General features: G+C 74.7%; 29 protein-coding genes and 1 pseudogene. 15 read left to right on the forward strand and 15 right to left on the reverse strand.

Annotated features, from left to right (window positions below):
* Positions 1–78 precede the first annotated feature (78 nt).
* From ACQEVU_RS26410 to ACQEVU_RS26430, 5 genes and pseudogenes are all read left to right on the forward strand, one after another.
* Positions 79–1272: an ROK family protein gene (locus tag ACQEVU_RS26410; protein WP_433327998.1), complete on the forward strand. Its 1194-nt coding sequence runs from the start codon at positions 79–81 to the stop codon at positions 1270–1272.
* 540 nt (positions 1273–1812) lie between these two features.
* Positions 1813–2067: pseudogene (locus tag ACQEVU_RS26415) on the forward strand (hypothetical protein); the annotation flags it as partial.
* Between the two features lie 376 nt (positions 2068–2443).
* Positions 2444–3154 carry a hypothetical protein gene (locus ACQEVU_RS26420; protein ID WP_433328000.1) on the forward strand — a complete coding sequence of 237 codons (711 nt, stop codon included), beginning with the start codon at positions 2444–2446 and terminating at the stop codon, positions 3152–3154.
* A 39-nt stretch (positions 3155–3193) separates the two neighbouring features.
* Complete coding sequence (locus ACQEVU_RS26425) at positions 3194–3418, forward strand: hypothetical protein (RefSeq protein ID WP_433328002.1); 225 nt, start codon at positions 3194–3196, stop codon at positions 3416–3418.
* A gap of 131 nt (positions 3419–3549) precedes the next feature.
* Entirely contained in the window at positions 3550–3768 is a 219-nt protein-coding gene (locus ACQEVU_RS26430) for a hypothetical protein (RefSeq protein WP_433328004.1), read from the forward strand.
* 89 nt (positions 3769–3857) lie between these two features.
* Here ACQEVU_RS26430 and ACQEVU_RS26435 read toward each other — a convergent pair whose 3' ends face one another.
* A complete protein-coding gene (locus tag ACQEVU_RS26435; protein ID WP_433328006.1) occupies positions 3858–6275 on the reverse strand; it encodes a glycoside hydrolase family 3 N-terminal domain-containing protein in 2418 nt (805 codons plus the stop codon).
* A 59-nt stretch (positions 6276–6334) separates the two neighbouring features.
* Positions 6335–6679, reverse strand: a complete 345-nt coding sequence (locus ACQEVU_RS26440; protein ID WP_433328008.1) for a winged helix-turn-helix transcriptional regulator — start codon at positions 6677–6679, stop codon at positions 6335–6337.
* A gap of 73 nt (positions 6680–6752) precedes the next feature.
* Between ACQEVU_RS26440 and ACQEVU_RS26445 the strand changes: the two genes are divergently transcribed.
* Positions 6753–7589, forward strand: a complete 837-nt coding sequence (locus ACQEVU_RS26445; protein ID WP_433328010.1) for an alpha/beta hydrolase — start codon at positions 6753–6755, stop codon at positions 7587–7589.
* Here the strand turns inward: ACQEVU_RS26445 and ACQEVU_RS26450 are convergent.
* Genes ACQEVU_RS26450 through ACQEVU_RS26460 form a run of 3 tightly spaced genes read right to left on the reverse strand, consistent with a single transcriptional unit; the run spans position 7566 to position 10752 of the window.
* Positions 7566–8321 (reverse strand): ABC transporter permease, encoded by a 756-nt coding sequence (locus ACQEVU_RS26450; protein ID WP_433328012.1) that lies wholly within the window; start codon positions 8319–8321, stop codon positions 7566–7568. The two genes, ACQEVU_RS26445 and ACQEVU_RS26450, sit on opposite strands and share 24 nt — an antisense overlap.
* The gene (locus ACQEVU_RS26455; protein WP_433328014.1) at positions 8318–9817 is read right to left on the reverse strand and encodes an ABC transporter permease subunit; all 1500 of its coding nucleotides are present in this window, start codon (positions 9815–9817) and stop codon (positions 8318–8320) included. The genes ACQEVU_RS26450 and ACQEVU_RS26455 overlap by 4 nt, the downstream gene beginning before the upstream one ends.
* A 26-nt stretch (positions 9818–9843) precedes the next feature.
* Positions 9844–10752: an ATP-binding cassette domain-containing protein gene (locus tag ACQEVU_RS26460; protein ID WP_433328016.1), complete on the reverse strand. Its 909-nt coding sequence runs from the start codon at positions 10750–10752 to the stop codon at positions 9844–9846.
* A gap of 65 nt (positions 10753–10817) precedes the next feature.
* Here ACQEVU_RS26460 and ACQEVU_RS26465 point away from each other — a divergent pair, with 65 nt between their 5' ends.
* Positions 10818–11480, forward strand: coding sequence for a response regulator transcription factor (locus tag ACQEVU_RS26465; protein WP_433328018.1), 663 nt, complete (start codon positions 10818–10820; stop codon positions 11478–11480).
* The gene (locus ACQEVU_RS26470) at positions 11480–12571 is read left to right on the forward strand and encodes a sensor histidine kinase (protein ID WP_433328020.1); all 1092 of its coding nucleotides are present in this window, start codon (positions 11480–11482) and stop codon (positions 12569–12571) included. The genes ACQEVU_RS26465 and ACQEVU_RS26470 overlap by 1 nt, the downstream gene beginning before the upstream one ends.
* Before the next feature lie 39 nt (positions 12572–12610).
* On the opposite strand, the gene ACQEVU_RS26475 is transcribed toward ACQEVU_RS26470, so the two are convergent.
* Positions 12611–13135: an O-acetyl-ADP-ribose deacetylase gene (locus ACQEVU_RS26475; protein ID WP_433328022.1), complete on the reverse strand. Its 525-nt coding sequence runs from the start codon at positions 13133–13135 to the stop codon at positions 12611–12613.
* Positions 13136–13181: 46 nt separating this feature from the next.
* Here ACQEVU_RS26475 and ACQEVU_RS26480 point away from each other — a divergent pair, with 46 nt between their 5' ends.
* Positions 13182–13718, forward strand: coding sequence for a barstar family protein (locus ACQEVU_RS26480; protein WP_433328024.1), 537 nt, complete (start codon positions 13182–13184; stop codon positions 13716–13718).
* Positions 13719–13779: 61 nt separating this feature from the next.
* On the opposite strand, the gene ACQEVU_RS26485 is transcribed toward ACQEVU_RS26480, so the two are convergent.
* Positions 13780–15003, reverse strand: a complete 1224-nt coding sequence (locus tag ACQEVU_RS26485) for an MFS transporter (RefSeq protein WP_433328026.1) — start codon at positions 15001–15003, stop codon at positions 13780–13782.
* A gap of 60 nt (positions 15004–15063) precedes the next feature.
* Entirely contained in the window at positions 15064–15915 is an 852-nt protein-coding gene (locus ACQEVU_RS26490; protein ID WP_433328028.1) for an SDR family NAD(P)-dependent oxidoreductase, read from the reverse strand.
* 57 nt (positions 15916–15972) lie between these two features.
* Here ACQEVU_RS26490 and ACQEVU_RS26495 point away from each other — a divergent pair, with 57 nt between their 5' ends.
* The 3 genes from ACQEVU_RS26495 to ACQEVU_RS26505 are packed head-to-tail and all read left to right on the forward strand — an operon-like array spanning position 15973 to position 17267.
* Positions 15973–16374 (forward strand): MerR family transcriptional regulator, encoded by a 402-nt coding sequence (locus ACQEVU_RS26495; RefSeq protein ID WP_433328030.1) that lies wholly within the window; start codon positions 15973–15975, stop codon positions 16372–16374.
* 52 nt (positions 16375–16426) lie between these two features.
* Positions 16427–16846, forward strand: a complete 420-nt coding sequence (locus ACQEVU_RS26500; protein WP_433328032.1) for a helix-turn-helix transcriptional regulator — start codon at positions 16427–16429, stop codon at positions 16844–16846.
* 10 nt (positions 16847–16856) lie between these two features.
* The gene (locus ACQEVU_RS26505) at positions 16857–17267 is read left to right on the forward strand and encodes a VOC family protein (RefSeq protein ID WP_433328034.1); all 411 of its coding nucleotides are present in this window, start codon (positions 16857–16859) and stop codon (positions 17265–17267) included.
* 20 nt (positions 17268–17287) lie between these two features.
* Here the strand turns inward: ACQEVU_RS26505 and ACQEVU_RS26510 are convergent, their stop codons facing one another.
* Genes ACQEVU_RS26510 through ACQEVU_RS26520 form a run of 3 tightly spaced genes read right to left on the reverse strand, consistent with a single transcriptional unit; the run spans position 17288 to position 20477 of the window.
* Positions 17288–18877, reverse strand: a complete 1590-nt coding sequence (locus ACQEVU_RS26510; protein WP_433328036.1) for an ABC transporter permease — start codon at positions 18875–18877, stop codon at positions 17288–17290.
* Positions 18874–19800, reverse strand: a complete 927-nt coding sequence (locus tag ACQEVU_RS26515) for an ABC transporter ATP-binding protein (protein ID WP_433328038.1) — start codon at positions 19798–19800, stop codon at positions 18874–18876. Before ACQEVU_RS26515 ends, ACQEVU_RS26510 begins: the two co-directional genes overlap by 4 nt.
* A complete protein-coding gene (locus tag ACQEVU_RS26520; protein WP_433328040.1) occupies positions 19797–20477 on the reverse strand; it encodes a helix-turn-helix domain-containing protein in 681 nt (226 codons plus the stop codon). The genes ACQEVU_RS26515 and ACQEVU_RS26520 overlap by 4 nt, the downstream gene beginning before the upstream one ends.
* 107 nt (positions 20478–20584) lie before the next feature.
* On the opposite strand from ACQEVU_RS26520, the gene ACQEVU_RS26525 reads away from it, so the two are divergent.
* Positions 20585–21343 carry a class I SAM-dependent methyltransferase gene (locus ACQEVU_RS26525; protein WP_433328042.1) on the forward strand — a complete coding sequence of 253 codons (759 nt, stop codon included), beginning with the start codon at positions 20585–20587 and terminating at the stop codon, positions 21341–21343.
* Positions 21344–21472: 129 nt separating this feature from the next.
* Here the strand turns inward: ACQEVU_RS26525 and ACQEVU_RS26530 are convergent, their stop codons facing one another.
* From ACQEVU_RS26530 to ACQEVU_RS26545, 4 genes are all read right to left on the reverse strand, one after another.
* Positions 21473–22129: a response regulator gene (locus tag ACQEVU_RS26530; protein ID WP_433328044.1), complete on the reverse strand. Its 657-nt coding sequence runs from the start codon at positions 22127–22129 to the stop codon at positions 21473–21475.
* A complete protein-coding gene (locus ACQEVU_RS26535; RefSeq protein ID WP_433328046.1) occupies positions 22126–23292 on the reverse strand; it encodes a sensor histidine kinase in 1167 nt (388 codons plus the stop codon). The genes ACQEVU_RS26530 and ACQEVU_RS26535 overlap by 4 nt, the downstream gene beginning before the upstream one ends.
* Before the next feature lie 76 nt (positions 23293–23368).
* Positions 23369–24112, reverse strand: a complete 744-nt coding sequence (locus ACQEVU_RS26540; RefSeq protein WP_433328048.1) for an aminoglycoside adenylyltransferase domain-containing protein — start codon at positions 24110–24112, stop codon at positions 23369–23371.
* Positions 24109–24795 carry a TetR/AcrR family transcriptional regulator gene (locus ACQEVU_RS26545; RefSeq protein WP_433328050.1) on the reverse strand — a complete coding sequence of 229 codons (687 nt, stop codon included), beginning with the start codon at positions 24793–24795 and terminating at the stop codon, positions 24109–24111. The genes ACQEVU_RS26540 and ACQEVU_RS26545 overlap by 4 nt, the downstream gene beginning before the upstream one ends.
* 50 nt (positions 24796–24845) lie before the next feature.
* Here ACQEVU_RS26545 and ACQEVU_RS26550 point away from each other — a divergent pair, with 50 nt between their 5' ends.
* Both ACQEVU_RS26550 and ACQEVU_RS26555 read left to right on the forward strand, forming a co-directional pair.
* Complete coding sequence (locus ACQEVU_RS26550; protein ID WP_433335096.1) at positions 24846–25586, forward strand: SDR family oxidoreductase; 741 nt, start codon at positions 24846–24848, stop codon at positions 25584–25586.
* Positions 25587–25995: 409 nt separating this feature from the next.
* Complete coding sequence (locus ACQEVU_RS26555) at positions 25996–26553, forward strand: helix-turn-helix domain-containing protein (RefSeq protein WP_433328052.1); 558 nt, start codon at positions 25996–25998, stop codon at positions 26551–26553.
* Positions 26554–26573 lie beyond the last annotated feature (20 nt).

Below are 26573 nucleotides of genomic sequence, written 5' to 3' on the forward strand. Positions count from 1 at the left end.
CCTCACTCGCCACCTTGGCAAGGACCTTTACGAAATTGATAAAGGACCTTTCTGAAGGCATGTGGCAGGCTGTACCCCGTGCAGAGCATTGCCACCGCGAGCACGACGAGCATGCTGCGGGTCATGAACGAGCGCGCCGTGTTCGCCGAGACCTTCCGGCGCGGCACCGTCTCCCGCCCCGAGCTCGCCCAGCACACGGGCCTGTCCAAGCCGACCGTGGCCGGCGCCCTGGCCAACCTGGAGCGCGCCGGCCTGCTGCGCCAGGTCGGGCTGCGGGCCGGGGCGGCCGGCCGCTCGGCGGTGCTCTACGAGGTGCGCCCCGAGGCGGGCTGGGTGTACGCGGTGGACGTCGGCCGCTCCTACGTGCGCGTGGCGCTGGCCGACCTGGTCGGGCGCATCGTCGCCCGCAAGGACTCCCCGTCGCGCAGCCTGCGCGCCCGGGACCTCGTCGCGCAGCTGACGGGCCTGGCCGACGAGCTGGCGTCCGAGGCCGGCATCCGGCGCGACGAGATCACCCTGTCCGTCTTCGGTACCCCGGGAATCCACGACAAGGCCACCGGCGCCCTGCACCTGGCGCCGAACCTGCCCGGCTGGAACCGCCGGGGCAGCGTCGAACGCCTGGCCGGCGTCGCGGGCCGCACCTACGCGGTGGAGAACGACATCGACCTCGCCGCGGTCGGCGAGGCCACCTACGGCCTCGGCCGGGGCGTGCGGCACTTCGTGTACGTGTCGATCGGCACGGGCACCGGCATGGGCATCATCATCGACGGCAAGCTGTACCGCGGCTTCCGCGGCGCGGCCGGCGAGATCGGCTACATCCCGGTCGGCGAGGACGACCCCCTCGCCGAGGCGCCGTCGGCCCGCCGACGGGGCCTGTTCGAGTCGGTCGCCTCGGCCGACGGCGTCGTCGCGATGGCCCGCCGGCTCGGCCTGACCGGCGTCGAGACCGCCAAGGACGTCTTCGACGCGGCCCGCGCCGGCGACGCGACGGCCCGCGCGGTCGTGGCCCGCGAGGTCGACCACCTGAGCCACGCCCTGGCCGGCGTCACCGCCGTGCTCGACCCGGAGCTCGTGGTGCTCGGCGGCGGCGTCGGCGGCCAGCCCGGCGAGCTGCTGACCACCCCGATCGCCGAGCGCCTGCGCGACCTGGTCGCGCTGCGGCCCCCGCGCATCGAGGTCTCGACCCTCGGCACCGACGCGGTGCTCCTCGGTGCCCTCGCGGTCGGCCTGCAGGACGCCCGCGACCTGGTCCTGCAGGCCGCCGCCGGCTGACCTGTCGCGTCACCGACAGCCTGTATCTCCCGCCGCCCCTCGCGGGTCACTTCTGTCGCGTCCCGGCGGCCGGCGCATCCCCGACGCCGCCGCCGGGACCCGCCCCCGAGCCCCGTCCGTCAGATGAGGACGTGACGATGACCGGGGTGTGGCTGGACGACACCGGCTTCGAGGTGCTGGTCCGCGGCCGGCGGATCGGACCGCGGCGGCGCCTCGAGGACGGCGACGCCGAGCGGCTGCGGTCGCTCACGACCCGGTACGTGCGCGCCGTCCACGCCCGCGCCGAGCCCGAGGCGTTCGTCGAGGTGGGCCGGGAGCTGTACCGGTGGCTGGACGGCGACCTCGCCCAGCTGACCGAGCTGCTCGCCGCCCCGCCCGCGCCGCTCGTGTTCGAGGTGCGGGCGCCCGCGAACCCGTCGGAGCGGGCGTGGGCGCTGCTGCGGGCGCCGCTGGAGCTGCTGGCCCCGCCCGGCGGCGGCTTCCTGGCGCAGGACGCCCTGCTGCGCTTCGGGGTCGCCCGCCGCCTCGGTACCGCACCTGGTGTTCGTCTCGGCCTGCCTGACCGCGACCGCCGGCGGCTCGGCCGGCCACCTCCCGCCCGGCCCCGGCCAACGCGATGCCGTCCCGCACGAACCGGACGACGCGGCGGCGGCCGGCGAGGTGGCGGTGGCCCACTCGATGGCCACGGCCCTCGTGTCGGCCGGCGTACCGGCCGTCCTGGGCTGGGACGGCTCCGTCGACGACCGCGCCGCGACGCTGTTCGCGGGCCGGCTGTACCGGCGCCTGGCGGACCGGTCCGATCTCGCGGTCGCCGTCGCCGACGCCCGCCGGACGCTCCTGGACTCCGACGACCCGGTCGTGCGGCAGGACTGGCACCTCTCCCGGCTGTGGCTCGGCCCGGCGGGCGGCGAATCCCTCGTCAAGGGCGTACGCCGGCGCAGCCTGGTCCCGGCGAACCACGCGACGAAGACGTTCCTGGACCGCAAGCAGCACGTGCCGGTCGCGGCGGCGTCGATGTTCGTCGGCCGCCGGCCCGAGCTGCAGCGCGCCCTGCGGGCCCTGCGCTCCGGCGACCGGGCCGGGGGTCGTCCTGCACGGCCAGGGCCGCCTGGGCAAGTCGAGCCTGGCCGCCCGGATCGCCGACCGGCGCCCCGACTTCGCGACCGCGGTCGTGTTCGGCGACTACACGGCACTCGCGTTCCTCGACGCGATCGAGACCGCGCTCCGCCCGAACCCCGCGGCCCGCGCCGTGATCGAACGGGGCCGCGACGAGGTGCGCCGCCGCCCGGAGTCGATCGAGACGGTCCTGAGCGACCTGCTCACCGGCCCGTGCGCGCAGCTCGCCGGCCCGCAGGAGCGCCCGCTGCTGCTGATCATCGACGACCTCGAACAGATCCTCGCCGCCGACCCCGACGGCCCGCACCGCGTCGCCCCGGAGCACGCGCCGGTGCTGGCGGCGGTCCTGCGCGCGTTCCACCCGGCCGAGACCGACAGCCGCGTCGTGCTGACCACCCGGTTCACGTTCCGGCTCGACGGGCTGGAGCGCCGCCTCGAGCCGATCCAGCTGCCGCCGTTCTCACCGGTCGCAGAGTCCAAGCTGCAGCGCCGCCAGAAGGGCCGGTCCACCCCGGAACGGGTGGCCGAGCGAGCCGGCCCGGCCGACCGGGCGGTCGTCGTGAGCCGCGGCAATCCGGGCCTGCAGGACCTCATCGGGCTCCGCCTGATCTCTGGCGAGGGAGTCGACCCCGAGCGCGCCGAGGCCGTCGTGGCCGGCATGGAGACCTACCTCGCGCAAGGCAACCTGCCGGACGACGGCGAGGTGCAGGCGTTCCTGGAGCGGCTCGCGCTGGACGCCCCCACCGACCAGGCCGGCGCGGCGTAGCTGCCGCTCCTGCGGGCGGCGACCCTGTTCGACCTGCCGGTGCCCGAGGCCGTCCTCGACGTGCTCGCCGGGACGGCGGGTGGCTCCGTCACGCGGCTGAACGGGTTCGGGCTGCTGGACGAGTTCCCGGATCCGGTCGATGCGAATCGAGCGGCGGTGCCGATCAACGCGTTGAGCGCCGGCCGGCTCGCACCGTCGGCGGCACACCGAGCCGGCGGCGTTGGCCGCGGCAGTGACCGGACCGCTGTTCGCCGCCTGGGGTAGGTCGGGCGGCCAAGATAGCTGGGACCTGACCGTGGAGGCCGAGCTGACCCGGTCGGCGCTGAGGAACGCGACGCCCTGCACATCGCAACCACGTGGGGCCACATCGCCGACGTCGCCTACCAGTGCGGCGAGTGAGCAGCTCGGCGACCTCGACAGCGTCGCCGTGGCCAACTGGACCTGGCGAAATCGACATCGTCCGTCACGACGACGCGGCCGCCGCGCCCAGGCTGGCCACCGCCTTGGACATCCTCGCCTGGCTGCAACGGGCCGGCGGCGTGGCCCTCGTCGGCGAGCAGCACGGCCGGGTCCTGCTGGCGCGGGGCGGACCGACGAGGCCCGGCGCGTGCTGACGACGAGCCTCCAGGCCGCAACCAAGATCGGCGCGGCCGAGGTCGCTCGGCGGCTCAGCGAGCCGCTGAGCCGGGTGGACGGGGCGGGGTCAGGAGACCGCGCAGGGGGCGCCGTTCAGGGTGAATGACGTCGGGCGGGGGTTGGAGCCGGTGTAGGTGGCGTTGAAGCCGAGCGAGACGGTGGCGCCCGGAGCCAGCGACGGGTTCCACGACTCGTTGCGGGCCGTGACCGCGGCGCCGGACTGGGACCAGACCGCGGACCAGCCCTGGGAGAGCTTCTGGGTGCCGGGGAAGGTGAAGGCCAGGGTCCAGCCGTTCAGGGTGGACGTGCCGGTGTTCTTCAGCGTCACCGAGCCGGTGAAGGCGCCGCCCCAGTCGTTGACCGAGTACGTCACCGAGCACGCCGACGGGGGTGGCGTCGTGGTGTTCGGCAGCGTGGTCACGGTCGCCGGGTTGGAGGCGGGGCCGGCGTTGCCGGCGGCGTCCACCGCCACGACCGTGTACGACGTCGTCGAGTTCGGGGTCAGGCCGGTCAGCTGGTAGGACGTCGACGGGACCGTGGCCAGCAGGGTGCCGGAGCGCAGGACGCGGTACGACGTGGCGGTGGTGCCGGTGGTCGGGGCGGCCCACGTCAGGGTGGCCGAGGTCTGGGTCACGGCCGAGACCGCCGGGGTGCCGGGCTGGCCGGGGGCGCCCGGCGGCGGGGTCGTAGTGTAGGTGAGGCCGAAGCCGTACGGGAACAGGGCGGGCTTGCCGTCGCCGTCGTTGATGGGCTCCTGCGACGCGCTCTGCATCCACGTCACCGGGAGCTTGCCCGTCGGGGCGTAGTCGCCGAACAGCACGTCGGCGACGCCGGCGCCCTCGGTGCCCGGGAGCCAGGACGCGAGCAGGGCGCTCCAGTCCGGCAGCTGGGCGGCGATGTCCAGCGGGCGGCCGGAGACCAGGACCACGACGACCGGGACGCCGGCCGCCTTCAGCGTGGACAGCGTCTGCAGGTCGGTGGCGTCCAGGGACATCGAGCCGGGGCGGTCGCCCTGGCCCTCGGCATACGGGGTTTCGCCGATGACCGCGACCGCGGCCGCGTAGGAGCGGTCGATGCCGGCGCCCGAGGCGTTGTACGTCACCGTGGCCGACGATCCGGCCGCGGCGCGGATGCCCTGCAGGATCGTGGTCCCGGGGGTCGTGCTGCCGGACGCGCCCTGCCAGCTCACGGTCCAGCCGCCGCTCTGCAGGCCGATGTTGTCGGCGCTCTTGCCGGCCACGAACAGCTTGCCGGACTTCGGCAGCGGCAGGATGTTGCCGGTGTTCTTGAGCAGGACCTGGGACTCGCGCACGGCCTGGCGGGCGACCTGGCGGTGCGCGGCGCTGCCGACGGTGCCGGTCAGGTTGCGGTCGGCGAACGGGTGCTCGAACAGCCCGTATTCGAACTTCTTCGTCAGGATGCGGCGCACCGCGTCGTCGATGCGGGCCGTGGTGACGCGGCCGGCCTGGACCTCGCCGCGCAGCGTGGTGATGAACGACTTCCACTCCGTGGGGACCATGACCATGTCGATGCCGGCGTTGACGGCGCGGCGGACCTCGGAGGCGGTGAAGCCCTCGCCGCCCTCGATCTGGTCGATGCCGTTCCAGTCCGACACGACGAAGCCGTTGAAGCCCAGCTCGCCCTTGAGGACGCCGTTGATGAGGTAGTCGTTGCCGTGCATCTTCTGGCCGTTCCACGAGGAGAACGAGACCATCACCGAGGCCACGTTGCGGCGGACGGCCTCCTGGAACGGCGGCAGGTGGATGGCGCGCAGGTCGGCCTCGGACAGCTGGGTGTCGCCCTGGTCGACGCCGCCGGTGGTGCCGCCGTCGCCGACGTAGTGCTTGGCCGTGGCCAGCACGCCGCCGGACTGGTAGCCGTCGATGATGGTGGCCATCGACACCGGCAGCTCGGGCTTCTCGCCGAACGACTCGTAGGTGCGGCCCCAGCGGTCGTTGCGGGCCACGCACACGCACGGCGAGAACGTCCACTGCACGCCGGTGCCGCGGACCTCGTCGGCGGTGACCCGGCCGACCTGCTGGGCCAGCGCGGGGTCGCGGGTGGCGCCGAGGCCGATGTTGTGCGGGAAGATCGTGGCGCCGACGACGTTGTTGTGGCCGTGCACGGCGTCGGAGCCGTAGAGCAGCGGGATCTTCAGCGGGGTGGCGAGGGCGCCGCGCTGCAGGTTGTCGGTCATGTCGGCCCAGCTCGCCGCGGTGTTGGGCGACGGGGCGGAGCCGCCGCCGGACAGCACCGAGCCCAGGCGATACTGCGTGACGTCGGCGGCGCTCGCCGAGCCGCGCTCGGCCTGCGTCATCTGGCCGAGCTTCTCGTCCAGGGTCATGCGCGACATGAGGTCGGCGACCCGCTGCGGGACGGGCAGGCTGGGGTCGAGATAGGGCTCGGCGGCCGCCGCCGGCAGCACGCCGGTCAGCGACGCCACGACCAAACCAACCAGGGCACTGATGACGACCGAGCGGCGCATGCCAGGGACACTAGGCGGGGGGTACGACAGTTTCCCACCGGCCCGGGAAAGCTTCCAGGTCAGGCCGGCGCCGTGGGTGAAACATTCAGGGATGCCCAGTCGCAGACGGCCTGCAGCGGCGCCTCCAGGGTCTTGCCGAGGGCGCTCAGGGAGTACTCCACATGCTGCGGCGCCTCCTGTTTGAGCACCCGCCGCTCGATCAGCCCGTCGGCCTCCATCCCGCGCAGCGTCTCGGTGAGCACCTTCTGCGTGATCCCGGGCAGCCGCCGGCGCAGCTCGGCGTGCCGCTGCGGGCCGGCCGCGAGCGCATAGACGAGCAGCACCCGCCACTTGGACGCCAGCCGCTCCAGCGCCTGCCGGGTCGCGCACGACTCGTCGAGCACGTCGGGCACCACAATCGCCATCGCGCCTCCCCCGGGCATGGGCACCTCGAAGTGCCTTCTGTTCGGTACCGCACGTGCAGCTTAGCTTCGCCCCATGGACGAGATCGCATTTGTCAGCGACGGCATCACGCTGCGGGGCCACCTGCGCGGCACGGCGGCGGGCCGGCGCCCGGCCCTGGCGCTCACCGGGCCCTTCACCGGGGTGAAGGAGCAGGTCGCCGGCCTGTACGCGGAGCGGCTCGCGGCCAAGGGGTTCGTCACGCTCGCGTTCGATCACCGCGGCTGGGGTGGCAGCGGCGGCCGCCGCGGCCACGAGGACGTGCAGGGCAAGCTCGCCGACCTGCGCGCCGCCGTCGGCGTCCTGGCCGCGCACCCGGCCGTCGACCCGGAGCGCATCGCGGTGCTCGGCGTGTGCCTGGGCGGCGGCTACGCGCTGCGGGCGGCGGCCCAGGACCCGCGGGTGCGCGCGGTCGCGGGCATCGCCGGCGGGTACAACAGCCCCGCCCACTTCGCCCGCGACCCCGACGCCTACCGCGCCGCCCTCGCGGAGTTCCTCCAGCACTACGACGAGTACATCCCGGCCGTGGCGCCGGACGGCGGCGAGGCCGCCATGCCCGGCGAGGAGCCGTACTCGTACTACCGCACGAGCGACACGATGGTCACGAAGGGCTCGCTGCACGCCCTCATGACGTTCGACGCGCTGGGCGCCGCACCACTGCTGGCGCGCACGCCGCTGCTCGTCGTGCACGGCCGCACGGACGCGTACTGCGCCCCCGAGCTGGCCGAGCAGGTGTACGAGGCGGCGCCGGGCCGCAAGCGCATCGAATGGCTCGACTCCGACCGGCACGTCGACCTGTACGACCAGGAGCCCTACGTCACGCAGGCGGTCGACGCGACCGCCGAGTTCCTAGGCGTCGCGGCGTACCAGTAGCAGCCACCCGGCGAGCATCGCGCCGAGCGCCCACAGCCCCAGCACGCCGAGGCCGGCCCACGGCGAGATCGGCAGCGACGCCAGGTCGCGGGTCGCCTGGACCGCGGTGCCGGCGTTCATCGGCCCGGCCTGCTGCAGGCGCCGCGACCACGCCGGGTCGGTCACGACGCGGGCCACGATCGGCCACGCGTACAGCAGCCCGAGCACGATCCCGACGGCCGCGGCCGGGCTGCGCGCCGCCGTGGCCAGGCCCAGGCTCAGCAGGCCGACCAGCACCAGGTACGCCACCGAGCCGACCGCCGGCCGCCACGTGAACGCGTGGTCGGGCAGCAGCAGCCGCCCGGCCAGCAGCGACCCGGCCACGCCGGCGGCCGCGGCGGCGCCGGTGACGGCCACGACGACGACCGCCTTCGCGGCGAGCATCCGGGTCCGGCGCGGCACGGCGGCGAGGCTGACCCGGACCATGCCGGTGCTGTACTCGTTGCCGATCACCAGCGCCGCCAGGATCGCGACCACGGCCTGGCCGAGCTGGACGCCGGTGAGGCTGACCTTGGTGAGGTCGGCCTCGCAGTCGGTACCGCACCGCACCGCCGCCGCGGCCAGGGCGCTGAGCCCGGCGGTGGCCGCGACGGCGCCGAGCAGCAGCCACCAGGTGCCCGGCGCCGTGCGCAGCTTCGTCCATTCCGCGTGCAGCGCAGTGCCCATGCCTCGCGCGTGCAGCGCCGTCCTCATGCGTCCCTCCGCCGCAGCCGGTACGCCGCCGCCGCGAGCACCGCCGCGACCCACACGGCGAGCACCGCCAGGCCGCTGCACGCGCCGAGCGGGAAGTAGCCGTCGGCCGGGGAGTAGACGCTGTCGACCTGGGCGTACCGTGGCTGGCTCTGTTGCAGCGCGAACGCCGCGGCGGGGCTGACGCTCAGCAGCCAGTCGGCCGCGCGCAGCGGCAGGACGGTGACCGACAGCAGGTACGGCAGCACGACCACGACGATCGCGGCGGTGACCGCGGTGACGCCCCGGCGCAGCAGCGCGCCGAGCCCGACGCCGAGCGCCGCGCACCCGGCCAGCAGGACCGCGGTGCCGACGACGACGCGGACCTGCACGGCGGTCGCGGTCGGGTGGATGTACACCCCGTTGTCCCGCAGCACGTCGATGCCGAACGCGACGACGAGCCATGCGGCGGCGAGCCCGCCGGCGAAGGTCACCGCCCCGACGACGAGCGCCTTGGCCGCGAGGACCCGGCCGCGGCGGGGCGCGGCGGCGAACGTGGTGCGCAGCAGGCCGCGGCGGAACTCGGCGGTGACGAACACGGCGCCGACGACGACCACGAAGATGAGCCCGACGAACGTGCCGGCGAGGGTCTGGGTGACGGTGGCCCCGCCGCCGGCCGCCACCGACGGGGCGATGTCGCCGCTGCCGGTGAGCCGCCAGCCGCCTCCGGTCGCCTCCGCGCCGAGGTCCTCGGGGTGGGCGGCCGGGCCGGACGGGGCGCCGACGACCGTGGAGCGCCAGTCCGGCGACCAGGAGCCGGCCGTGGCCAGGTGGTCGAACGCGGCCGTGGCCCGGCTGGGGCCGCCCTGGATGCCGGTGAGCACGACGGCCTGGCTGACCCGCTCGGCGTACTCCGGCGAGGTGACGAACAGCCCGGCGGTCACGCCGGCCGGCAGGCCGGGCAGCCGGGCGGTGCCGACGGTGGCCCACGCGGCGCCGTCGCTCGAGGACTCGGCCTTCACGACGTCGCCGGTGCGGGTCAGGCGCAGGTACACCGGCTGCGGCGCGATCTTCGCGCCGGCCGGACGGCCCTCGTCGTGGTCGTAGTCGTACTGCAGCCGCACCCCGTGCTCGCCGGTGAGCATCACCGCCGCGTACGCGGTGCCCTGGCCGGTGCCGGCCTTGATGATGAGGCCGGCCTTCGCCCACGGCACGAGCCGGTCGCGCCGGTGGTCCGGCCCGTCCTCGATCCAGCCCTGCAGGTCCGCGACCCGGGCGGTGACGGAGCCGTCGCCGTCGAGGGTGCGGTGCACGAGCGTGAAGCTGTCGGCGACCTCCTGGCCCTGCGGGCCGAGCAGTGGGGTGCAGTCGGAGCCGTTGCGGCCGCAGGAGCCCTGCCGGCCCGGCGCCAGGCCGAGGGCGACGATCACGGCGGCCGCGGCGGCCAGCCCCAGCACCCAGCCGCGCACCGTGCGCAGCTTCGTCCACTCGGCGCGCAGCAGCCGCGCGAACGCGGTCATGCGCCCTCCGCTTCGCTGCGGACCCGTCATGACGCCGCCCGGAACTCGACGGCGTCGCGGGTGAGCTCGAGGTAGGCGTCCTCGAGGGTGGCCCGGTGCGCCGACACCTCGGAGAACGGCACCCCGGCCCGGTTGAGGACCCCGACGACGTCCTCCGCGGCCGGCCCGGCGACGGTCAGGCTGCCGTCGCCGTTGCGCGTGACGGTGGCGCCGGCTTCCCGCAGTACCGCCGAAGCCTCCACGACCGCGGAGGACCGCAGCGTGATGCGTCCGTTGGCGGCGCCCGCGAGCAGCTCGGCCACGCTCGCGTCGGCGATGACCCGGCCGCGGCCGACCACGACGACGTGCTCGGCGGTGCCCTGCAGCTCGCTCATGAGATGGCTGGAGACGAGCACCGCCCGTCCGTCATCCTCGGCCAGCTGCCGTAGAAAGGTACGCATCCAGATGATGCCCTCGGGGTCCATGCCGTTGAACGGCTCGTCGAGCATCAGCGCGGGCGGGTCGCCGAGCAGCGCGGCGGCGATGCCGAGCCGCTGGCGCATGCCGAGCGAGTAGCCGCCGGCCTTGCGCCGCCCGGCCCCGCCGAGGCCGGCGAGCTCGAGGACCTCGTCGACCCGGCGGGCCGGCAGGCCCTGCGAGTGGGCCAGCCACAGCAGGTGGTTGCGGGCGGTGCGGCCCGGCTGCAGCGCGGCCGCGTCCAGCAGCGAGCCGAGGTGGCACAGGGGCCGGTCCAGGCTGCGGTAGGCGCGGCCGCCGACCAGCGCGGCGCCCTCGTCGGGGGCGTCGAGGCCGAGGATCACCCGCATGGTGGTGGACTTGCCGGCGCCGTTCGGGCCGACGAACCCGGTGACGTGCCCGGGACGGACGGTGAACGTCATCCCGTCCAGCGCGAGGGTGGGCCCGAACCGCTTGCGCAGGCCCTCAATGGTAATCATGGCGTCCGGTGTACGCCGCCGCCGGTGACACCCCGGTGACACCGCGGATTTGGCAAGGTGGACCCATGCGAGTGCTGGTCGTTGAGGACTTCGAGATCCTGGCCCGGACCATCGGCACCGGCCTGCGCCGCGAGGGCCTCGCCGTGGACGTCGTCCTGGACGGCGGCGACGCGCTGGAGCGGCTGGCCGTCACGCGGTACGACGTGGTGGTCCTCGACCGCGACCTGCCCGGCGTCGGCGGCGACGACGTGTGCCGGCACATCGTCGCGGCCCACCCGGCCAGCCGCGTGCTGATGCTGACCGCGTCGGGCACGGTCCGCGACCGGGTCGAGGGACTCGGCCTCGGCGCCGACGACTACCTGCCCAAGCCGTTCGACTTCGACGAGCTCGTGGCCCGCATCCGGGCGCTGGGCCGGCGCCCGTCGACGGCGCTGCCGCCGGTGCTCACCGCCGGCGAGCTCACCCTCGACCCGGCGCAGCGCGTCGCGACCCGGGCCGGGCGCCGGCTGGAGCTCACGCCGAAGGAGTTCGGCGTGCTGGAGTGCCTCATGGCGGCGGGCGGGCGGCCGGTGCCGGCCGAGGAGCTGCTCGAGCGGGTGTGGGACGAGGCCGCCGACCCGTTCACGACCACGGTGAAGACGACGGTACGCCGGCTGCGGGCCCGCCTCGGCGACCCGCCGGTCATCCACACGGTCCGCGAGGCCGGCTACCGCGTCGGGGAGGCCTGATGGCCCGGTGGACGCTGCGGCGGCAGCTGACCCTGCTGTACGCCGGCCCGTTCCTCGTCTCGGGCGCCGCCCTGCTGCTCATCCCGCTGCTCGGCGTCAGCGAGACCGCGCCGGTGCCCGGCCAGGGCGGCGGGCCGGGCCCGGTGGTGCCGCACCCGTCCGGCGGGGGCGGTGCGCTGCGCAACCAGCTGCTGGGGCTGTCGGCGGTCTCGTTCGCGCTGATGGTGATCGTGGCGATCGCCGCCGGCTGGTTCATCGCCGGCCGCTACCTGCGCCCGCTGCGCCTCATCATCGACACCGCGCGGGACATCTCGGCGACCAACCTGCACCGCCGCCTCGGCCCGGCCGGCCGCCGCGGCGAGTTCGCGGAGCTGGCCGGCACCCTCGACGACCTGTTCGGCCGGCTCGAGGCGTCCTTCGCCGCCCAGCGCCGCTTCGTCGCCAACGCCTCCCACGAGCTGCGCACCCCGCTGACCGCGCAGCGGACCCTGCTGCAGGTGGCCCTCGCCGACCCGGACGCGTCGGCCGGCAGCCTGCGCGCGGCCGGCCGGGAGGTGCTCGCCCTCGGCGAGGCCCAGGCCCGGCTCATCGACGCGCTGCTCACCCTGGCCACCGGCGAGCAGGGCATCGAGCGCCCGGAGCCGTTCGACCTGGCCGCCGTGGCCCGCACCGTTCTCGACGCCCGCGCCGGCGCGGCCGAGGCGGCCGGCCTCACGGTCACCGCCGCCCTCTCCCCCGCCCCCGCGCTCGGCGACGAGCGCCTGGCCGAGATCCTCGTCGCCAACCTGGTCGACAACGCGATCCGGCACAACACCGGCCCCGGCGGGCGGGTCGAGGTCGCCACGGAGGGTGCGGCGTTGACGGTGGCGAACACCGGTCCGGCGGTACCCCCGGAGGACCTCGAACGCCTGTTCCAGCCCTTCCAGCGGCTCGGCGCCCAGCGGGTGCGCTCCGCCGCGGACGGCCACGGCCTGGGCCTGGCGATCGTGCGCGCGGTCGCCGCGGCCCACGGCGGCGAGGTGACGGCCCGCCCCCGCCCCGGCGGCGGCCTCGTCGTGCGGGTCAGCCTGCCGACCCGCGGGCCTCGGTAAGCCTTTCAGCTGCCGGGCTCGCTCAGCCGCGGCTGCTGTCTACTGGCGGTCGTGCAGCGCCTGCCGGACCCGCTCGGCCGCCTGCCGGGTGTCGTCGTCGAACAGCACGAGCCGCAGAAGCTCGACGCCGGGCGGCGGCGCGCCGATGGCCGTCAGCGCCTGCATCACGGCGTCCTCTTTCGGCCAGCGGTACACGCCGGACGAGATCAGCGGGAAGGCGACCGACGCCGCGCCGAGCTCGCCGGCGACGGCGAGCGAGCTCTGGTAGCAGCGGCGCAGCAGCGGCGAGCGGTCCTCGGTTTCGCTCCACACCGGCCCGACGGTGTGAATGACCCAGCGCGCCGGGAGCCGCCCGGCGGTCGTCGCCACGGCCTGCCCGACCGGCAGCCCCCGCCCGTACCGGCTGGCCCGCAGCGCGCGGCACTCGTCGAGGATCGCGGGCCCGCCCTTGCGGTGAATCGCGCCGTCCACCCCTCCCCCGCCCAGCAGCGACGAGTTCGCGGCGTTGACGATCGCGTCCACCCGCTCGGCGGTGATGTCACCGGTGACAAGCTCGATCTGCACGATCGCCATCATCGCCCACCGGCCACGCTGGTTACACTGGCCGATCGTGGCGGCCTTCGACCCCGAAACGGACCTCGCCCAGGATCACGCGTTCCGCTTGCTGGCCAACACGCCGGTCACGCTGTTCCGGCGCCCGGAGGTGCTGGACGAGACGATCGGCTGGCTCGGCGCCCACGGCTACCAGATCACCCGCCTGAACGCCGCCAGTTGGTCCACCGAGCGCGACCTGCACCGCGAGGTCGCCGCGGCACTCGAGTTCCCGGACTACTACGGGCACAACCTCGACGCCCTCAACGACTGCATGCGCGACGTGGTGAGCCAGGCCTACGGGTGGCAGCCGGACGCTGCCGGTCTCGTCCTGGTCTTCGTCGGCTACGACACCTTCGCGGGCCACTGCCCCCGGGCGGCGCAGGTCGTGCTCGACATCATGGCCGGCCACTCGCGCGGCGCCGCGCTCATCGGCCGCCGCCTGATGTGCCTGGTCCAGAGCGACGATCCGGACCTCCGCTTCGAGCCCGTCGGCGCCACACCCGTCGCGTGGAACGACGCCGAGTGGCTCGACGCCGCGCGCCGCCCGAGCTGACTACCGGACGACCGAGATCCACCGGCCGTGGACGGCCCGCCGCGGATGAAGCCGCGGCGCGCTACGGCACGGTGCGGATGCGCAGCACGAAGACGCTACCGAGCAGCGTCACGACCGCCGTCAAAACGTACAGGACCGGGTAGCCGCCCAGGTGCACGACGATCGGGGCGGACAGCGCCGGGCCCAGCACCTGCGGGGCCGAGTTGGCGATGTTGATGACGCCGAGGTCCTTCGCGCGGTCCGTCGCCGCCGGCAGGACCTGGGTGATCAGGGCGGCGTCGACCGCCTGGTACACGCCGTAGCCGGCGCCCAGGATCGCGGCGGCGGCGACCGCCACCGGCCAGGTCGGCCAGAACGCGAGCAGCAGCGCGGCGACGGCCATCACGACGCCGGACCAGATGACGAAGACGCGGCGGCGGCCGGTGCGGTCGGAGCGGCGGCCGGCGAAGACCGTCGTGGCCATGAGCGCCAGGGTGTACACCAGGATGAGTACCAGCACGCCCGTGTCCGGGTCGGCGACGTGCACGCGGTCCTGGAGGAAGTACAGCAGGTACAGCGTGCCCAGGGCGTTGCCGAGCTGGACCAGGAAGCGGGTGATCCACGCCCAGGCGAAGTCGGGGTGGCGGCGGGGGCTGATCCAGAAGCCGGCCAGGGAGAACCGCGGGCGCTGCGCGCGCTGGATCGCGTCGTCGGGGGTGAGCAGCACGAACGGCACCGGCAGCAGCACCACGAGCACGGCGAGGGCCGCGTAGCCGGGCCCGGTGCCGGTGACGATCGCGGTGACCAGCACGACGCCCAGCACCACGCCGAGGACCTGCGGGATGCCGACCCAGGCGGAGACGGCGCCGCGCTGCCCGACCGGGACGCGGTCGGGCACGGCCGCGGTCAGCGTCGCCAGCATCGCGTTGAGGCAGGTCTGGGCGGCGACCCAGCCGACCGCGACGCCGGCGATCGTGTGCTGGGTGGCGAGCAGGACCAGGGCCACGCCGGCCAGGACCGCCCCGCCGGCCGTCCAGATGTGGCGGCGGCCGAAGCGGGACGTCGTGCGGTCCGACAGGGCGCCCGCGAGGGGGTTGACCACGACGGCGGCGGCCGCGCCGAGCGCGGTCACGACGCCGAGCATGCTCTCCTTGTCGGCCGGGCTGATCTGCTGGATCTGGTTGGGCAGCAGCACCTGGATCGGGGTGAAGAAGCCCATCCACACGGCGAGCTGGGCGAGCACGAGCAGGGCGACCCAGCGGCCGCCGACCCGCTCGATGGGCTCGTCGAACGGCGACCGCGGCATCGATGGCCCCCAAGAGAACGCGAAAGTTGCTCGCGACCATAGCGGGGGCGGGGCGCAACCTCAATGGCCGCCGATCAGCTCCTCGGACAGCGACCACAGCCGGGCCGCGTCGGCCGGGTCGGGGCGGAACGGGGTGACGGCGCAGTCGGCGCAGTGCACGCCGCCGAGGTCGGGCTGGACCGCCGCCCACACCTGTGTGGCCGCGCCCTGCTCGGCCGTCTTGAAGTACTCCGCGGGCCGGCACTGCTCGTCGATCCAGCCTGCCGCGACCATCTCCTCGCGGGTGAGGTGCCGCTGCAGCGGCGTGAGGATCTCACCTGGGTGCACCGAGCAGGCGCGCACGCCGTGCGGGCGGCCGAGGACGTCGAGGTGGGCGGCGAACAGGGCATTGGCGGCCTTCGACTGTCCGTAGGCGGCCCACCGGTCGTACGGCTCGGCGGCAAAGAACGGGTCGTCCCAGCGGATCGGCGCGTCCGGGCGCACGTTGGAGGACACCACCACGACCCGGGCGCCGCCGCCGCGCACCAGGGCCGGCCACAGGTGGTGCACGAGCGCGAAGTGCCCGAGGTGGTTGACCGCGAACTGCAGCTCCCGGCCCGGCCCGACGCGCGTCTCCGGGCAGGCCATGACGCCCGCATTGGCGATCAGGATGTCGACGGTACGCAAGGAGGCGGCGAACCGCGCGACCTGCGCCAGGTCGGCGAGGTCGAGCCGGCGCGCCCGCACCCCGTCCAGCGCGACGGTGGCGGGGTCGCGCACGCCGGCCACGACGGTGGCGCCGGCCCGGGCAAGGGCCAGCGCCGTCGGCACACCGATACCGGACCCGGCCCCCGTCACGACGGCCACGCGGCCGCGCAGGTCCACTCCGGCGAGCACCTCGTCGGCGGTGCTCGCGGCATCGAACTGTGTCATGCGGACGGACGCTATGACCTCGACCGCGGTCTAGGTCAAGCGGCGTACGCTGCCCGCATGGACCTCACCATCGGGCAGGTCGCGGCCCGGACCGGCCTGAGCGTGCACACCCTGCGGCTGTATGAGCGCGAGGGGCTCCTGTACACCGAGGTCCGCCGGGACGCGGCCGGGCGGCGGCTGTACGGCCAGCCGGACCTCGACTGGCTCGACGTCTGCACGAAGTTCCGCGCCTCCGGCATGCCGCTGTCGGCCATCCGGCGCTTCGCCGAACTGGTCCGGCAGGGTGCGGGCAACGAGGCCGAGCGCCTCGAGCTGCTGCGGGCCCACCGCGACCTCGTCGAGGGGCGCATCAAGGAGCTGCACGACTGCCTGGTGCTCATCGAGGGCAAGGTCGCCACCTATGAGGAGCACCTGTCCCGGGGTACCGCCGCCGCGCTCTGGACCGGCGACGGAGGGTGACGTCGCCGGTGTGGCCGACGCGGCCCCAACGCCGCTGTGCCATGCTGGCAGGGTGACGCCGGAGGACCTCAAGCACCTGCGCCGGGCTCGCGACCTGATCGACCGTGAGTATGCGAGCCCGCTCGACGTGCCGGCGATGGCCCGCACCGCGCTGATGTCACCGGCCCACTTCGCCCGCCAGTTCCGGGCCGTCTACGGCGAGACCCCGTATTCGTACCTCATGACCCGCCGCATCGAGCGGGCCAAGGCGCTGCTGCGCCGCGGCGACCTGTCCGTCACCGAGGTCTGCCTGGCCGTCGGGGCCACCTCGCTCGGCTCGTTCAGCACCCGGTTCACCGAGCTCGTCGGGGAGAGCCCCAGCGCGTACCGCGCCCGCAACCACAGCGACCTGGCGCCGATCCCGGCCTGCTGGGCCAAGCTCGTCACCCGCCCGACCCGGGACCGTGCGGCGCAGGTCAACCCCGCCCAGTAACGTCTGGGGCATGGAGCTGAACCTGCGCTACACGTTCCTGGAGGTCGACGACCACGAGGCGGCGCTCGCGTTCTACCGCGACACGCTCGGCCTCGAGGTGCGCCAGGACGTCGCCATGGAGAACGCGCGCTGGCTGACCGTCGGCCCGAAGGGCCAGCCCGACGTCGGCATCGTCCTGCAGTCCGTCGGGGTGGCCCGCTCGCCGGAGGACGCCGACACGCTGCGGGCGCTGCTGGCCAAGGGCTCGCTGTCCGGCCTCGTGTTCGAGGTCGACGACGTCGACGCGCTGTTCGAGCGGGTCCAGGCCAGCGGCGCCGAGGTGCTGCAGGAGCCGATGGATCAGCCGTACGGGGTGCGCGACTGCGGCTTCCGCGACCCCGCCGGCAACCTGATGCGGTTCAACCAGCAGCTCAAGGCCTGAGCGTCCGGCCGGGCCGCCGGTCAGCCGACCGGCATGTCCCGGCGGCGCAGCCCGGCCAGGCCGGCCGCGCCGAGGGCCACGGCGACCCCGGTGAGCCATAGCATCGGCGTCAGCGTGAACGCGGCGCCGGGCAGCTTCGGCACGTGCGCGAACGGCACGATGTCCATCACCCGCTGGTTGAGCCCGAACAGCGCGCCCAGCTCCACCAGCAGCACCGACAGGATGAGCGCGGCCCACGCGAGGGTGCTCAGCCGCGGCAGCAGGCCGATGAGCGCCATGCCGAAGCCGGCCAGGACCCAGGCGGCGGGCAGCTGCACCATCGCGGCGCCGAAGACCCGGCCGAGCTGGCCGCCGACGTCGTGGACCTCGGCGCCGTAGACGAGGCCGCCGGCGAGCCCGGCCACGGCCAGCAGCAGCGCCGTGCCGGCGACCGCGAACACGAGATGGCTGGCCGCCCACCGCAGCCGGCCGACCCGGGTGGCGAGGATCGCCTCGACCCGGCCGCTGCTCTCCTCCTGGCGCAGCCGCAGCGTCGCCTGGATGGTGTAGGCGGCGGCGACCATGCCGACGATGCCGAAGATCGCGGCGAGGAACGCGTCGGTGAGCCCCGCCTTGCCGCCCATGCGGGCCAGCACGTCGGCGAGCTGCTGGTTGGGCGACTCGAGGCTGTTGAGGCCGTTGGCGGCGCCGCCGAGCACCGCGCCGGACACGGCCAGGGCGATGGTCCAGCCGAGCAGCAGCCCGCGGTGCAGCCGCCACGCAAGGCCGAACGGGCTGCTCAGCCCGGGCGCGGCCTGGGCCGGGCCGGGCCGCTCGGCGATGAGGCCGGCGCCGACGTCGCGGCGGCCCTGCAGGGCGTAGCCGACGGCGGCGAACACGACCGCGAAGCCGATGAAGAGCGCGGCGACCCACCAGCGCTCGCCGGCGTACGAGCGCCAGTGCAGCGCCCAGCCGATCGGCGAGATCCACGACAGGGCGGTCGGGCCGCTGTCGCCGAGGGCGCGCAGCAGGTAGGCGCCGCCGAGGACCGCCGCGGCGATGCCGTTGGCCGCCCGGGCGCTCTGGGTGAGCTGCGCCGCGGCCGCCGCGATCGCGGCGAACAGCAGCCCCATGAGGCCGGTGGCGAGGCCGAACGCGAGCGAGCCGGCGACCGGCAGGCCGGTGGCCATGAGCCCGAGCGCGGCGAGCACCGCGATGGCCAGGTCGGCGAGGCCGGCGGTGATCAGGGCCGCGGTGAGCGGGGCGTGCCGGCCGATGACGGTCGCCCGCAGCAGCTCCAGGCGCCCGGTCTCCTCCTCGGTGCGGGTGTGGCGCACCACGGTGAGCAGGTTCATGAGGCCGATGAGGATGAGCTCGGTCGCGCCGATCTTCCACGCGGTCAGGCCGCCGATCGACACCCCGAACAGCGGGCCGCTGAGCGCGACCAGCGACGGGTTGCTGAGCACGCCCTTGACCGCCTGCAGGTCGGCGTCCGTGGGGTACAGCTTGAAGTAGTTGGCCGCGGTCCCCATCGGCATCACCGCGAGGCCGACCACCCACGCGGTGAGCCGGACGCGGTCGAGCCGCAGGGCGAGGCGGGTCAGCGCCCGCGTGCCGGTGAGCGAGCTCATCGGGCCGCCTCCTGCTTGGCCGGCGCGCCGTTGCCGGACACGCGGTCGTAGTGGCGCAGGAACAGCTCCTCCAGCGTCGGCGGCTGGCTCGTCAGGCTCTTGACGCCGGCCGTGGTGAGCTGGCGCAGTACGGCATCCAGGGCCGAGTTGTCGACGTTGAAGCGCACGGTGCCGTTGTGGGTCTGCAGGTCGTGCACGCCGGGCATCGCCGCCAGGCCGTCGACCGGGGCGGCCAGCTCGACCTGGATCGAGGTGCGGGTCAGGTGCCGCAGGCCGGCGAGCGTGCCGGTCTCCACGGCCCGGCCGTCGCGGATGATGGTGACCCGGTCGCACAGCGACTCGACCTCGCTGAGGATGTGGCTGGACAGCAGCACGGTGCGCCCGGCGCGCTGCTGCTCCTCGCGCACCACCTGCCGGAACACCTCCTCCATGAGCGGGTCGAGGCCGGAGGTGGGCTCGTCGAGGATGAGCAGCTCGACGTCGGAGGCCAGGGCGGCGACGAGGGCGACCTTCTGCCGGTTGCCCTTGGAGTAGGTGCGGGCCTTCTTGCGCGGGTCGAGGTCGAAGCGCTCGAGCAGCTCGGCCCGGCGGGTGGGGTTGAGGCCGCCGCGCAGGCGGGCCAGCAGGTCGATGACCTCGCCGCCGGTGAGGTTGGGCCAGAGCGTGACGTCGCCGGGCACGTAGGCGAGGCGGCGGTGCAGGGTGGCGGCGTCGGTCCAGGGGTCGCCGCCGAGCAGCCGGGCGGTGCCGGCGTCGGCGCGCAGCAGACCCAGCAGGACGCGGATGGTGGTCGACTTCCCCGCCCCGTTGGGCCCGAGGAAGCCGTGCACCTCCCCGGCCTGCACAACCAGGTCCAGGCCGTCGAGCGCGCGGGTGCGCCCGAACGTCTTGACCAGTGCGTCTGCGCGGATCGCCTCGGTCATGATCCTGATGCTCCTTCGGCCCCGGCGTCCGTGGCCGGGGCGGTCGATGGATTCGATGCCCGCACCCGGTCCAGCGCCCCGTGGGTCTGGGCGACGAACTCCGGGTCGAGCAGGGGGTGGGAGTACAGGTCGCCCAGTGCGGCCGCCATGCGCAGGTGGCCCTCAAGGCTGAACACGTCGATGCCGAGCGCGCGCGAGACGTGCTCGTGCATCACGGCCAGGCCGGACTGCATGCCGACGAGGACCGCGGCGAGCGCCCGGTGGTCGTCGGTGATGTCCGGCGCATGCTTGGCCATCCACTCTTCCGTGCGGGCCACCAGGTCGTCGAACATCGCGGCCGCGGTGGTGGAGCCGTCGAGCAGGGCGCGGGTCACGTACCGGTACGTGAGCAGGATCGTCGGGTGCACGTTGGGCAGGAAGGCCGGGTTGGCCATCTGCCCGTCGAACATGACCTGCTCCTTGAGCTTGATGGCCTGCTCCAGCACGTAGGCGTCGCACGCCTCGCGCAGGGCCTCCTTCGAGCCGAAGTGGTGGCGCAGCAGGCCCGGCGACACCCCGGCCGCCTGGGCGATGTCGCGCACCGTCGTGCCGTCCATCCCGCGCTCGGTGAACAGGCGGATCGCGGCGTCCCGGATCCGTGCCCGGGCCGTCAGGTCCTCGAACGCCGGGTTGCTCATCGATCCCACCTCCTAGACGGGCGTATCGCAAACTACACGCCGATGCAGCTGACTGTACGCCTGTATAGCGGTTGCGGCGAGGGGGTCCTTCGTGTTCCGTGGTTCACATGGCGATCCTGGACGATCCCGGACTTTTCGGCCGCCAGTGGGCGGCGTCCTACGACCGCACCGACAACCCCGACCCGGCCGACGCCGTCGAGTTCCTGGCCGGCCTGGCCGGCGGCGGCCCGGCGCTGGAGCTGGCGATCGGCAGCGGCCGCGTCGCGCTCCCCCTCGCCGCGCGCGGCGTGGCCGTCGAGGGCATCGAGGCCGCACCGGAGATGGTGGCCCTCATGCGGGCCAAGCCCGGCGGCGCGGACGTCCCGGTGCTCGTCGCCGACATGGCCGACGTCGGCGTCGAGGGCCCCTACCCCCTCGCGTACCTGGTCTTCAACACGCTGTTCAACCTCACCGGGGCCGGCCGGCAGGAGGACTGCTTCCGCAACGTGGCCCGGGTCCTGGCGCCGGGCGGGGCGTTCGTCATCGAGGCGTTCGTGCCCGACCCGGCCGACTTCGACCGCGACGAGCAGGTCGTCGTGCGCTCGGTGACGGAGGATGCCGTGACGGTCCGCGTGCACCAGTACGACCGCGAGGCGCAGACGTTCGTCCGGCAGACGATCACGTTCACCGACGGCGGGGTCCGGCTGAAGCCGTTCGGCATGCACTACCGGTGGCCGGAGCAGATCGACGAGCTGGCCGCGGCGGCGGGCCTGCGCCTGGAGGCCCGCTACGCCGGCTGGCGCCGCGAGCCGTTCGGCCCCGATAGCCGCGACCACGTCTCGGTGTACCGCAAACCGCTCACGGAACCCGGTACCCGTGGAACCTGACGCGGGCGCGCACGACGAGCTGGGCGCGTTCCGGGGCGCCCGCGAGCGGGGCGCTGGTGGCGATGGCCGGCGGGGCGGCGTGACCGGGCGCTGAACAGGTCGGCCGGCGTCGTCATCCGTGCGCCCCCGCTACCCGCGGGCCAGGCCGCAGCGGTAGGCGATCATCACCAGCTGGGCCCGGTCGCGGGCGCCGAGCTTGAACAGCAGGCTGCTCACGTGCGTCTTCACCGTCGAGTAGCTCACGAACATCTCGGCGGCGATCTCGTGGTTGGACAGGCCCCGGGCCACCGCGCCGAGCACGTCCGTCTCGCGCTGCGTCAGCGTCGCCAGGACCGGGGCGGGGCGGGCCGGCGGCTCGGCCTGGCGCGCGAACCGGTCGATGAGCCGCCGCGTCACCGACGGGGCGAGCAGGGCGTCGCCGCCGGCGACCACGCGGACCGCGGCGGCCAGCTCGGCCGGGGCGATGTCCTTGAGCAGGAAGCCGCTCGCCCCGGCCCGCAGCGCCTCGTAGACGTGCTCGTCGGTGTCGAACGTCGTGAGGACCACGACCCGCACGCCGGTCGTGTCCGGGCCGCTCGTGAGGTGCCGGGCCGCCTCGATGCCGTTCATCTCGGGCATCCGGATGTCCATGAGCACCACGTCGGGGCGCAGCCGGCGGGCGGCGGCGAGGGCCTGCACGCCGTCGGCGGCCTCGCCGACGACGGCGATGTCGTCGTAGGAGTCGAGGATCATCGCGAACCCGCCGCGCACGAGGGCCTGGTCGTCGGCGACGAGGACGCGGATCACGCGGGCACCCGGGCGGCCACGGGCAGGCGGGCCCGCACGCGGAACCCGCCGCGCTCCCCCGGGCCGGTGTCGAGCTCGCCGCGGTACACCGCGACGCGCTCGCGCATGCCGGCCAGCCCCTGCCCGCCGCCCGGCCCGGCCGCCGGCCCCGCCCCGTCGTCGGTGACCTCGACCTCCACCGCGCCGCCGGCGTGCGTGACCCGCACCTCGGCCCGGGCGGCGCGGGCGTGCTTGAAGCAGTTGGTGAGGGCCTCCTGGATGATGCGGTACACCGCCAGCTCCACCCCCTCGGACAGCTGCGCGCCGCCGACGTCGAGGGTCAGGGTGACGGCCAGCCCGGCGCGCTCGACCCGCTCGACGAGCCGCGGCGGCGTTGCCAGCCGCGGGGCCGGCTCCTGCGGCGGCGAGGTCTCGTCGCGCAGCACGGTGAGCATCCGGCGCATCTCCTCGAGGGAGCCGCGGCCGGTCTCCGCGATGGCCGCCACCGCCCGGCGGGCCTGCTCGGGCCGGCTGTCCATGAGGTGCTCGGCGACGCCGGCCTGCACGACCATCACGCTGAGGGCGTGGCCGAGGACGTCGTGCAGCTCGCGGGTGATCCGCAGCCGCTCCTCGGCGCTCGCCCGCGCCGCCTCGGCCTGCGCGCGCAGCATCTCGGCCGCGTGGCGTTCGCGGCGCTCGCGGGTGCCGCTGCCGAGGATCCAGCCGCCGAGCAGGACGGCGCCGTTGACGGCGATGCCCTCGGCGGACAGGTCGATCGGGTCGAGGACCGCGGTCGCGGCGAGCCCGGTGACGAGCACGGCCACGCCCAGGCGGCCGTTGCGCGGGGTGTCCCACGCGGCCACGGTGTAGAAGGCGACCCCGACGCCGAGCACGGCCGTGCCGACCGAGTAGTGCAGCGCCATCAGCGCGAGCAGCCCCGGGAAGCAGGCGACGAGGACGGCCAGGGGGCGCACGCGGCGCAGCGCCACCGGGGCGACCGCGGCCGCGGTCAGCGCATACGACAGGGGGTCGGGCGCGCGGTTGGCGGCCACGGCGTCGTACGCGGTGGCGTGCACGAGCACCGCGGCCGCGAGCAGGACCGCGGCCAGGGCGAGATCCCAGGCGCGAACAGGCGCTCGGCGGGTCCTGGCCGGACTGTAGGCGGACGCGGCCGCCCGGCGCATCGGTCTCGGGACGGAGGCGGGCCGCCCGAATCCGGTACCGCAGCCAGACGCGGCCGCGGGGCGCCGGCGGCGATGCTCAGGCCGTGAGGGTGGCGTGGACCCGGGTGAGGAACTCGGTCGCGGCGGCCCGGTCGAGCGTCCGGCCCGCGTCGCGGCCTGACGCGTGGCTGGCCAGCGCCGCCTCGATCAGCTCGGACTCCTGGGGCAGGACCTCCACCGCCCAGGCCGCGGCCTCGCGCTTGGGCGACCAGGTGTGCGTGGCGTGGTACCGCAGCGCCCGGCAGCCGTTGAGGACCGCGTTGTCGCCGTGCTCGCCCAGCCCGTCCAGCTGGGCGGCGACCGACTCGGCGACGACCGGTAACAGCCGGCGCGAGCGCACCCTGGTCACCAGGCCGGCGAACGGCGGGCCGATCAGGGCGCGGCGCTGCTGGCGCACCATGTCCCGGTCGATCGGATACCAGAACGTGAGCCCGTCGCCGGGGTCGGTCTCGGCCTTGTACGGCAGCTGCGCCCCCGTGTTGAGGTTGAGCGCGAACCCCGCCTCGGTGGACAGCGTCGCGAGGGTCGCCCGGTCGTAGAGGACGAACTCGAGGCCGGCCGCCGGGCACGGCAGCGCGCCGTGGTCGAGCGCCGCCGTCACCGCCCCGACCTCGCCGGGCGTGGGCTCGTCGGCCACGGCGACGAGGTCGATGTCGGAGCGGCCGGGCTGGTAGGCGTCGAAGGCCAGGGAGCCGGCCGGGTACACGCCGACCAGCCGGCCGCGGAAGATCACCTGCAGGCGGTCGACGACCGCGCCGAGATACCCGTCGAGGTTGTTCACCGCTCAGTTGTAAACCGGTCGAGCCACTCCGTCATCAACGCCTTCTCGCCTGGTGAGAGCACGGTGGCGCCGGGCAGGGCCGCGCGCAGCGCGATCGCGCCCGCCACCGGCCCGCCGGCGCGGTCGGGGCCGGGCTCGGTGGTGACGGCGGCGATGACCGCCTCGCGGGCGAGCACCGACAGCTCGGGGTCGCGCCGCTGCGGCGGCAGCGCGATGAGGGTCAGCGTCAGGCCGCAGCCGGCGGCGTGGATGAGGTGCGCGGCCCGCTCCTCGCTCACCCGCAGCCGGCCCGCCTCGGCGATGCGGCGCACCTGCCCGGCGAGGATCTCGGCGGCGGCGACGGCGGCCGGCGGGTCGGCGCCCGGGCGGGGCTCGCCGTAGATGAGGGCGTAGCAGGCCGGGTTGGCCACGCCGAAGCCGACGTGCAGGTCCCAGCCGGCCCGCAGGTCGTCGACCGGGTCGCCGGACTGCGGCAGTGCGGTCTTGCCGGCCAGGTAGGTCGCGAAGCCGTGGTCGGCGACCGCGTCGAGCAGGCCCTGCTTGTCGCCGAAGATCCGGTAGATGGCCGGCGCCTGCACCCCGGCCGCGGCACTGACGGCGCGCGTGGACACCGCGTCGCGCCCGCCCTCGCGCAACAGCGCGTCGGCGGCCGCGATGATCCGGTCCCGGGTCGTCGGCGGCATGCCCGCAACGATATCGCTATCATCGCTAACAGTCATGCGTTAGCGATGGAATCGGGAGTGGTACCGTGAGCAGAGTCGCCGTCGTCACCGGTGGATCACGCGGGATCGGGCGCGCCGTGGCCGAACGCCTGGCGCGGGACGGGCAGGACGTCGTGGTGGTGTACGCCAGCAACGACACCGAGGCGAACGCCGCCGTCGCCGCGATCGAGGCCGCCGGGGTCCGGGCCGCCGCGGTGCGGGCCGACGTCGCCGACGAGGCCGCCGTCGCGGGACTGTTCGACACGGTCGAGCGCGACTTCGGCGGCGTGGACGTCGTCGTCAACGCGGCCGGCGTCATGGCGCTCTCGCCGGTCGCCGACCTGGACCTCGACGCCTTCGACCGCATCCACCGCATCAACGTGCGCGGCGCGTTCGTGGTGGCCCGGGAGGCGGCCCGCCGCCTGCGCCCGGGCGGTGCGCTGGTGAGCTTCTCGAGCTCGCAGACGCGGCTGCTGTCGCCGTCCTACGCGGCGTACGTGGCGAGCAAGGCGGCGGTCGAGGCGCTCACCCCGATCCTGGCGAAGGAGCTGCGCGGCCGGGACGTCACGGTGAACGCGGTGGCGCCGGGCCCGACGGCCACCGACCTGTTCCTGGACGGCAAGGACGCGGCGACGGTCGAGCGCATCGCGGGCCTCAACCCGATGGGGCGGATCGGCACCCCGGACGACATCGCCGAGGTCGTCTCGGCCCTCGCCGGGCCGGCGCGCTGGGTCAACGGCCAGACGGTGTACGTGAACGGCGGCGCCGCCTGACAGGACCCGGGCTTCCTCGCCGCGGCCGCGCCGTCGGGCGCACTCCCGGCGCCGACGGGTCAGGGCACGGCACCGTCGTCTGCGGCCCGCAGACGCCTCATCGCCCGCGTGGCATCCCACGCGGGCGATTGAGACAGTCGAAACTTACTTCTTCTTCTTGTTCTTCTTCTTGTCCTTCTTCGACTTCTTCGCCATCGAAATCACCTCCCTGGGGTCAGGCACTCACCAGACAGTACGGCCAAATGGCGGGTAAACAAAGGGTTTCGGCGAGATTTCAATAAAGCCGCCCGCACCCGACTATCATCCACTGTGGATGATCGCGCCACGCGCGCGGCGATCGACACCACCCCGAATGCCGTTGCGGCCTGCGCTCGATGGTTCGGTACAGTGGCCATGAAATGAGGTGACGATGACTGCATCGAAGCGGAGTCGCGAATATCACGCCCCGCGGCGCGTCGCGCAGGCGGCGGCCACGCGGGCGGCGATCGAGACGGCGGCCGGTCGGCTGTTCGCCCGGCACGGCTACGCGGCGACCACCGTGGCGGCCATCGCCGAGGAGGCCGGGGTCACGCCGAAGTCGGTGTACGCGGTGGCCGACAAGCCGGGGCTGCTGCTGCTCGCGCTGGAGCGGGCCGAGCCCGGCGGCGGCGACCTCGTCGACCTGCTGCTGCGCCTGTACCCGCTGCTGCGGGCGTTCGAGGAGGCCGCCGCGGCCGAGCCGGCGGTGCGCGAGCAGTGGCGCGGCCACGAGCGCCGGCGGCGGGCGGAGCTGAAGCGGCTGGTGCGCGACCGGGCCGAGGCCGGACAGCTGCGGCCCGGGCTGCCCGTCGGGCGGGCCACCGACATGCTGTGGGCGCTGCTCACCTGGCACACCGTCGCCCTGCTGGTCGACGAGCGCGGCTGGAGCCGGGCCAAGGTCCGCGAGCGCCTCGAGCAGCTGATCGGGACGGTCCTCACCGGCGGGTGAGGACCGTCCCGCACGCCTCG

The organism is Dactylosporangium sp. CA-139066 (assembly GCF_050936175.1).
Taxonomy (GTDB): domain Bacteria; phylum Actinomycetota; class Actinomycetes; order Mycobacteriales; family Micromonosporaceae; genus Dactylosporangium.

Excerpts from the sequence above, each read along its gene's own strand:
- ACQEVU_RS26510 (WP_433328036.1), bottom strand. The coding sequence starts at position 18,877 with ATGAGCTCGCTCACCGGCACGCGGGCGCTGACCCGCCTCGCCCTGCGG.
- ACQEVU_RS26490 (WP_433328028.1), bottom strand. The coding sequence starts at position 15,915 with ATGACACAGTTCGATGCCGCGAGCACCGCCGACGAGGTGCTCGCCGGA.
- ACQEVU_RS26525 (WP_433328042.1), top strand. The coding sequence starts at position 20,585 with ATGGCGATCCTGGACGATCCCGGACTTTTCGGCCGCCAGTGGGCGGCG.
- ACQEVU_RS26535 (WP_433328046.1), bottom strand. The coding sequence starts at position 23,292 with ATGCGCCGGGCGGCCGCGTCCGCCTACAGTCCGGCCAGGACCCGCCGA.
- ACQEVU_RS26470 (WP_433328020.1), top strand. The coding sequence starts at position 11,480 with ATGGCCCGGTGGACGCTGCGGCGGCAGCTGACCCTGCTGTACGCCGGC.
- ACQEVU_RS26460 (WP_433328016.1), bottom strand. The coding sequence starts at position 10,752 with ATGATTACCATTGAGGGCCTGCGCAAGCGGTTCGGGCCCACCCTCGCG.
- ACQEVU_RS26495 (WP_433328030.1), top strand. The coding sequence starts at position 15,973 with ATGGACCTCACCATCGGGCAGGTCGCGGCCCGGACCGGCCTGAGCGTG.
- ACQEVU_RS26505 (WP_433328034.1), top strand. The coding sequence starts at position 16,857 with ATGGAGCTGAACCTGCGCTACACGTTCCTGGAGGTCGACGACCACGAG.
- ACQEVU_RS26435 (WP_433328006.1), bottom strand. The coding sequence starts at position 6,275 with ATGCGCCGCTCGGTCGTCATCAGTGCCCTGGTTGGTTTGGTCGTGGCG.
- ACQEVU_RS26520 (WP_433328040.1), bottom strand. The coding sequence starts at position 20,477 with ATGAGCAACCCGGCGTTCGAGGACCTGACGGCCCGGGCACGGATCCGG.
- ACQEVU_RS26445 (WP_433328010.1), top strand. The coding sequence starts at position 6,753 with ATGGACGAGATCGCATTTGTCAGCGACGGCATCACGCTGCGGGGCCAC.
- ACQEVU_RS26545 (WP_433328050.1), bottom strand. The coding sequence starts at position 24,795 with ATGCCGCCGACGACCCGGGACCGGATCATCGCGGCCGCCGACGCGCTG.
- ACQEVU_RS26465 (WP_433328018.1), top strand. The coding sequence starts at position 10,818 with ATGCGAGTGCTGGTCGTTGAGGACTTCGAGATCCTGGCCCGGACCATC.
- ACQEVU_RS26485 (WP_433328026.1), bottom strand. The coding sequence starts at position 15,003 with ATGCCGCGGTCGCCGTTCGACGAGCCCATCGAGCGGGTCGGCGGCCGC.
- ACQEVU_RS26455 (WP_433328014.1), bottom strand. The coding sequence starts at position 9,817 with ATGACCGCGTTCGCGCGGCTGCTGCGCGCCGAGTGGACGAAGCTGCGC.
- ACQEVU_RS26450 (WP_433328012.1), bottom strand. The coding sequence starts at position 8,321 with ATGAGGACGGCGCTGCACGCGCGAGGCATGGGCACTGCGCTGCACGCG.
- ACQEVU_RS26440 (WP_433328008.1), bottom strand. The coding sequence starts at position 6,679 with ATGGCGATTGTGGTGCCCGACGTGCTCGACGAGTCGTGCGCGACCCGG.
- ACQEVU_RS26555 (WP_433328052.1), top strand. The coding sequence starts at position 25,996 with ATGACTGCATCGAAGCGGAGTCGCGAATATCACGCCCCGCGGCGCGTC.
- ACQEVU_RS26515 (WP_433328038.1), bottom strand. The coding sequence starts at position 19,800 with ATGACCGAGGCGATCCGCGCAGACGCACTGGTCAAGACGTTCGGGCGC.